The organism is Microbacterium helvum, assembly GCF_014779795.1.
GTDB classification, from domain to species: Bacteria; Actinomycetota; Actinomycetes; order Actinomycetales; family Microbacteriaceae; genus Microbacterium; species Microbacterium helvum.
In genome coordinates, this window is the sequence record NZ_JACXZS010000008.1 from 205,343 (window position 1) to 211,798 (window position 6,456).

Below are 6,456 nucleotides of genomic sequence, written 5' to 3' on the forward strand. Positions count from 1 at the left end.
CGTATGCTTCGACATATGCGCACCACGGTGATTCTTCCCGACGAGCTGTACCGACAGGTCAAAGAGCGAACGCGCGCAGACAACCGCACGGTCACCTCCTTTCTGGAGGATGCGATCCGGCACGAACTCGCGCGTCGTGAAGCGTCGATAGGGCCTGTCGATGTCTATCTCGCGCCACCGAGCGGTTCTCGCGACGACCGTGCGCTCGTCGATCTCAATGACAAGGAGGCCGTGCAAGAGCTCCTCGATGAGGACGACTTCGCTGTTCAGCAGATCCGTCAGTCGCAGGGCGACAGAGCGTGAAGATCCCCGACGTCAACGTGCTGGTCGCAGCCTTCCGGTTGGATCACACTGCTCACGATGTCGCGAGGGGATGGTTGCGCGGTGTACTGGAATCGGGCGAGACGCTCGGCCTGTCCCACGCGGTCGGGACCGGCGTCGTCCGGCTGCTCACTCAGAGACGTCTCTGGTCGACGCCCGACACCCCCGCGTCGGCGCTGCGGCATCTGGAGGCGCTGCGCAGCAATCCCGGGGTCATCGATGCGCTGCCCGGGCCGAGGCACTGGGAGATCTTCGCGCAACTCTGCCGCGAGGGCGATGCGCGAGGCAACCTCGTCAGCGACGCGGCGCACGCCGCGATCGCGATCGAGCACGGTGCGACGTTCGTCTCATTCGACCGTGACTTCGCGCGCTTTCCCGGGCTCCGGTGGGAGCTGCTCTCGTGACGCCGCCGCGACGGCCCGTGTCGGATGCCCCGCCTAGACTTGGAGCGATATGACCGATGCCCATGCGGCCGCGCCGGGCGCGGCATCCCTTCGTCCTGTCGTACTCGACGGAACCTTCGCGTCGGGCGACGTCCCGCGCCCCGACGAAGACCTGCTCGAGGGCCTCAACCCGCAGCAGCGCGAGGCGGTCGTCTACCGCGGGCAGGCGCTGCTGATCGTCGCCGGCGCGGGCTCGGGCAAGACGAGCGTGCTGACGCGTCGCATCGCGTCCCTGCTGCGCGGCCGTGAGGCGTGGCCGAGCCAGATCCTCGCGATCACGTTCACCAACAAGGCCGCGGGCGAGATGCGCGAGCGCGTCGAGCAGCTCGTCGGCGACACCGCGCGCGGCATGTGGATCTCGACCTTCCACTCGGCGTGCGTGCGCATCCTGCGGCGCGAGGCCGAGCAGTTCGGCTTCACCAAGTCCTTCACGATCTATGACTCGGGCGATTCGCGCGCGCTCATCAAGCGCCTGGTCAAAGAGCACGAGGCCGACGCCTTCGGGCTGACCCCGGCGGCGACGCAGTCGAAGATCTCGAAGCTCAAGAACGAGCTGGCGGATGCCGAGTCCTACGCCCGCTCGGCCAACATGAGCGACCCCGCCGAGCGTGTGTTCGTCGAGGTGTTCGCCGCGTACCAGCGTGAGCTGCAGAAGGCCAACGCGTTCGACTTCGACGACCTGATCGCGCAGACGGTGTTCCTGTTCCGCGCGTTCCCGCAGGTCGCCGATGTGTATCGCCGCCGGTTCCGCCACATCCTCGTCGACGAGTACCAGGACACCAACCACGCGCAGTACGCGCTGATCCATGAGCTGACGCGTCCGCCGGGATCGGATGCCGCCCCCCTGGCGGGCTCGGGCGGCATGATGATCTTCGAGCCCGAGCCGGCCGCCGAAGAGGGCGCGTCGCTCACGGTCGTGGGTGACTCCGACCAGTCGATCTACGCGTTCCGCGGTGCGGACATCCGCAACATCAGCGAGTTCGAGAAGGACTTCCCCGGCGCCAAGGTCGTGCTGCTCGAGCAGAACTACCGCTCGACGCAGAACATCCTGTCGGCGGCCAACGCGGTCATCGGCCACAACTTCGACCGCAAAGACAAGAAGCTGTGGACCGACGTCGGCGACGGCGAGCAGATCATCGGCTTCACCGGTTACTCGCAGCACGACGAGGCGCAGTTCGTCGCCGACGAGATCGAGGCACTGCGCCGCGCCGGCGTCGACTATTCGCAGATGGCGGTGTTCTACCGCACGAACTCGCAGTCCCGTGCGCTGGAAGAGATCTTCATCCGCGCCGCCCTGCCCTACAAGATCATGGGCGGCACGAAGTTCTACGAGCGTGCCGAGATCAAGGACGCCCTGGCGTACCTCGTGGCCGTCGCGAACCCCGCCGACGAGATGGCGATGCGCCGCATCATCAACAAGCCGCGCCGTGGCATCGGCGACGTGACGATCGAGACGATCTCGCGCTACGCCGCAGATCAGCAGATCACGTTCCGCGACGCGCTGGCCAATTCGTCGGCACTCGGCGTCGGCCCCAAGATCCAGGCGGCGATCGCGCACCTCGACGCGGTGCTCGCCGAGGCGTCCGAGCTCATGCTGCCCGCTTCGGGCGAGCTCGCCCCGCCGACGGCCGTCGCAGAGGGCCTCACCCTGCTGCTGAACAAGTCCGGCTACTACGACGCGCTGCGCGCCAGCAAGGACGCGCAGGACGAGGCGCGCATCGAGAACCTCGACGAGATGGTGGCGGTCGCCCGAGAGTTCGCCCGCAACAACCCCGAGGGCACGCTCCTCGACTTCCTCACCGAGGTGGCGCTGGTCTCGGACGCGGACGACCTCGAAGACGCGTCGGGCTCGGTGTCGCTCATGACCCTGCACACGGCGAAGGGCCTCGAGTACGACGCGGTGTTCCTCACTGGCGTCGAAGAGGACCTCATCCCGCACCGCATCTCGGCGGGGGAGCCGGGCGGCCCGCAGGAGGAACGCCGCCTCTTCTACGTCGGCATCACACGCGCCCGCAAGCGCCTGTACCTGTCACTGGCCATGACCCGCGCCCAGTTCGGCGAGGTGACCGTCGCGATGCCCAGCCGGTTCCTGCAAGAGATCCCCGCGGAGCTGCTGCATTGGCGCCAGTCGCCCGGCGACGTCAACTCGCGAGGCGGCACGCAGTCGCGCGCGCTCAACGCGCGCCGAGGCTCCGGGTCCGGGTCCGGTTTCGGGGGCCAGAGCAAGCGCTATGGCGACGACCTGGTGCCGCTCGCTCGCCGCGAGCCGTCGGGCAACCTCGAGCGCTTCGCGAACAAGATCCCGGCGAAGGTGCGCGACAACGGCGACCTAGAGCTGGCGCCCGGCGACCGCATCCGTCACGACGACTTCGGCGAGGGACGGGTGGATGCCGTCACCGGCGAGGGCGCGAAGCGCGTTGCCCATGTGCGCTTCGACTCCGCCGGCCCGAAGAAGCTCCTGATCAAGATCGCCCCCATCGAGAAGCTCTGATCTGACTCAGGTCAAGAACGGAGTGCCGCGACGGGGCTGATGCGCGCCGCGCGCGATGCGCCCATAATCGAGCTGAGCATCGCCAGTGAGAGTCCGGCGATGACGGCGAGAGGTGCCAATCGCACGTCGAAGACCGGAAGCCATCGCTGCGTGATGGTGAAAATGAGCAAGGAAGCCACGCCGAGAACCAGTCCGCCGGTCCCGCCGACGAGTCCCACGATGGCCGCTTCCAAGGCCACCAGCCCGGCGAGTTGGCGGGGACGTGCTCCGACAGCACGACGTAAACCGAACTCGCCCGTGCGAGCCAGCACCGACATCGTGAGCGCATTCGCAAGTGTGACCGCTGCAACAAGCACAGCGAGTGCGGTGAAGGCGAGCAGGGTCACCTGGACACCCGACTCCACCTCAACGCGAAGTGTCTGGGGATCGACGGGGACAGTGACGACGAATCCGTCCGGGTGAATCGGATCCAGCGCGAGTGCAGCGTACTTCCCGATCTGAGGCGCGGCGCCGGACTCGGCGACGATTGCGATCTCGTTTGTTGCTGCGGATCGGTGTGTCGCCGCGTCGGGTTCGGACAGTATCACTTGCCCAGCGAGGAGTGGGTACCTGGCGGAGTCCTCAACGATCCCGACGACCGTGTACCGGGAGCCGTCAACTTCGATCGCGGGGGAGAGCTCGAGCGGCGCAAGTTCGAGCTGACGCGCAAGACTTCGGCCGACCAATGCCTGCCCGGTGCTGAGCGTCGACGTGCTTCTGGTCGCTGAGGTGATCGTGGTCGACGTTGCGCCTTCTACATCGTCGGTCGCTCCTCGCAGGGTGACCGCGAGTGCATCGCCAGTGCTACGGGCGCGCACCTCTGATTCTCCGTGATCGGCAAGCCCCGCCACGTGCTCGATCCCCACGAGCGGATCGAGTCGACGCACAGCATCCGCGACAGTGAGGGACGATGAGCCTTCTTGCCAGTTGATCGTCACCTCTCGATTCGCATGCGCATCGAAGGAGTCCGAAACCTGCGCTCGGGCAGATGCACCGATCCCCAATGACACGATGATGAGCGCGACCGCGACCGCTACGGCCACGATCAGGCCCGCTGTCTGGCTTCGTCGCGAACCCAGCGACGACATCGCATCCCGGAGCCTGTCGGTCATTCGGATTCGCCCGATGTCCTTCGGAGTGACGCCTGGCAACTGTTGACCGCCGACGTTCACTGCGGGCATGCCGAGGCCGCCTTTGGAGTCCTCGATGACTTCGCCGTCGGCGATGCGAACGACGCGCTGGGCATGACGTGCGACATCGTCGGAGTGCGTCACGACGACGACTGTTGCGCCCTCGCTGTGCAGATCGTCAAGGGCCTGCATTACTGCAGCTCCACTCTCCCTGTCGAGATTCCCCGTGGGCTCGTCCGCAAGAATGACCCGATTCTCAGTGGCGATGGCCCGGGCGATCGCCACGCGCTGCCGTTGCCCACCGGACAGATCAGAGGCGAGCGAGTGCTGCCGGTCTCCCAATCCCAGCCGAGAAAGTGCGGCGATGGATCGTCGTCCCCTCGTGCCACGGTCCGCACCTTGGTAATACAGCCCGAGCTCGGCGCTGTCTGCCACCTCGCGCCGATCAAAGAGGTGAAACGACTGGAACACGAATCCGAAGAGCCCTGCGCGCATCCGCGTTCTCTTGATCTCGTCCAGCGATGATGTCGGTGTTCCATTGACTACATAGTCGCCGGTCGTAGGAGAGTCGAGCATACCGAGTATGGAGAGAAGGGTCGTCTTGCCGCCGCCGGAGGGACCGACGATCGCCACGTATTCACCCTGGTCGATAGCGAGGTCGACGTGACAGAGCGCACGCACTTCGGATGCCGAACCTTCAGCGTATGTTCGCGAGACGTCTCGCAACTCCAGCAGCGGCGGCATCATCCGAGCTTCACGCTCTGGCCCTCATGAACGGCAGGGTCGTCGCTCGCGATCGCCACCCTGCCGTCAATGCTTGCGACGATGGTGACGCCGATTCGACGAAATCCCGCGCCGTCGAGATCGGCCACCATTATTGCTCCGCCGCCATCGGAGTTCGTGCGCACGGCAGACAGCGGTACGATCAGCGCATCCTGCGCAAGGACTTGCCTTTCGATCGAGACGCTGGCTGTGTGTCCGACATAATCTGCGGGTATGCCTGTCCCATCGGATCGCATGACGGTCACCACGGTCATGTCGTTTGTCTCGGAGCCGTCTGAGCTGTCGGCGGTACCACCCTGGGGGGGAGCGCCGAGCGACGTGACGATGCCGTCGAACGATTCCGCGCCGTCAATCGTGACGTGCACCACAGCGTCCTTCTGCAGCGCGTCCTCCTCACGAGTCTGGACGCGCACTTGCGCCGACCCGGCGTCCACGACGACGCTGGTGCTGTCACTCACGAGATCGCCGACGCCTGGCGAGCTTCGGATGGTCACCGGAACCCGAGTCGCCGCCGCGAGGGCTGAGAGCGGCATGAATGCGCCCGCGGCACCAGCAGTGTTCGCAGACGGGGGACTCGTCTGCTCTGAGACGGCGGCAGCAGGTGGCTCCTGTGAAGGGGGTGCGACGTAGCCGGCGTTCTTGTACAGCCTGCTCACGGCCACCGCAGTGCGCTGCCCGTACGTTCCATCGACCGCACTCAGCAGGCCGACGGCGACAAGCCCGCGCTGGAGAGACTCGACATCCGGCCCGTGGTCGCCGACTCTCAGATCTCGATAGAACGGAAAGGGGGCTTCGAAGAGAAACACGGGTTGCCCATTCACCTCAAGCAGCACTGATCCGATGTCTGCCTGCGCGCCGATCGTCCCCGGAGCTGCGGTGACGACAGTGCGTGCCGTGGATGCGATGGCTGCGATCGGGATCGATTGCCCGCTGGCGTAATCAACGGACGCGGGGAACGCCACCGTCTCGATGAGGTCCCCGCGCTCGATCGTTCCCGTGAGCGCCGGCTGAACCGGTGCCTTGGCTGCCGCAGCGACCTGTTCCGGAGACACGAAGACCAGGGCGGCGAACCATCCGCCGATGAGCAGCGTTGTCGCAGCTGCGGTTGCGACGGCGATAACGGGCTCTTCGGACATCCGGTGGGGTCATGGAGTGAGGCCACCGGCGGCGAGGAGCATGCGGAGTCGGTAGTTGTGCCGGTTGCGGTAGCCGCGGGCGAGGCGACGGTGGAGCTCGATGATCCCGTTGA

At 66.2% G+C, this 6,456-nt stretch carries 5 protein-coding genes; 3 read left to right on the plus strand and 2 right to left on the minus strand.

Annotation, left to right across the window (positions count from 1 at the left end):
- Positions 1–15: 15 nt before the first annotated feature.
- Genes IF188_RS13500 through IF188_RS13510 form a run of 3 tightly spaced genes read left to right on the plus strand, consistent with a single transcriptional unit; the run spans position 16 to position 3,255 of the window.
- A complete protein-coding gene (locus tag IF188_RS13500) occupies positions 16–303 on the plus strand; it encodes a ribbon-helix-helix protein, CopG family (RefSeq protein WP_191172320.1) in 288 nt (95 codons plus the stop codon).
- Positions 300–725 carry a TA system VapC family ribonuclease toxin gene (locus tag IF188_RS13505; RefSeq protein ID WP_191172321.1) on the plus strand — a complete coding sequence of 142 codons (426 nt, stop codon included), beginning with the start codon at positions 300–302 and terminating at the stop codon, positions 723–725. The genes IF188_RS13500 and IF188_RS13505 overlap by 4 nt, the downstream gene beginning before the upstream one ends.
- Before the next feature lie 49 nt (positions 726–774).
- Positions 775–3,255, plus strand: coding sequence for an ATP-dependent helicase (locus IF188_RS13510; RefSeq protein WP_191172322.1), 2,481 nt, complete (start codon positions 775–777; stop codon positions 3,253–3,255).
- A gap of 11 nt (positions 3,256–3,266) precedes the next feature.
- Here the strand turns inward: IF188_RS13510 and IF188_RS13515 are convergent, their stop codons facing one another.
- Together IF188_RS13515 and IF188_RS13520 are read right to left on the minus strand one after the other, a co-directional pair.
- On the minus strand, positions 3,267–5,168 hold the full coding sequence (locus tag IF188_RS13515) for an ATP-binding cassette domain-containing protein (protein WP_191172323.1): 1,902 nt from the start codon (positions 5,166–5,168) through the stop codon (positions 3,267–3,269).
- Positions 5,168–6,343 (minus strand): hypothetical protein, encoded by a 1,176-nt coding sequence (locus IF188_RS13520; protein ID WP_191172324.1) that lies wholly within the window; start codon positions 6,341–6,343, stop codon positions 5,168–5,170. The genes IF188_RS13515 and IF188_RS13520 overlap by 1 nt, the downstream gene beginning before the upstream one ends.
- Positions 6,344–6,456: the final 113 nt, after the last annotated feature.

Coding starts and splice junctions, on each gene's coding strand:
- IF188_RS13515 (WP_191172323.1), bottom strand. CDS start 5,168: ATGCCGCCGCTGCTGGAGTTGCGAGACGTCTCGCGAACATACGCTGAA.
- IF188_RS13500 (WP_191172320.1), top strand. CDS start 16: ATGCGCACCACGGTGATTCTTCCCGACGAGCTGTACCGACAGGTCAAA.
- IF188_RS13520 (WP_191172324.1), bottom strand. CDS start 6,343: ATGTCCGAAGAGCCCGTTATCGCCGTCGCAACCGCAGCTGCGACAACG.
- IF188_RS13510 (WP_191172322.1), top strand. CDS start 775: ATGACCGATGCCCATGCGGCCGCGCCGGGCGCGGCATCCCTTCGTCCT.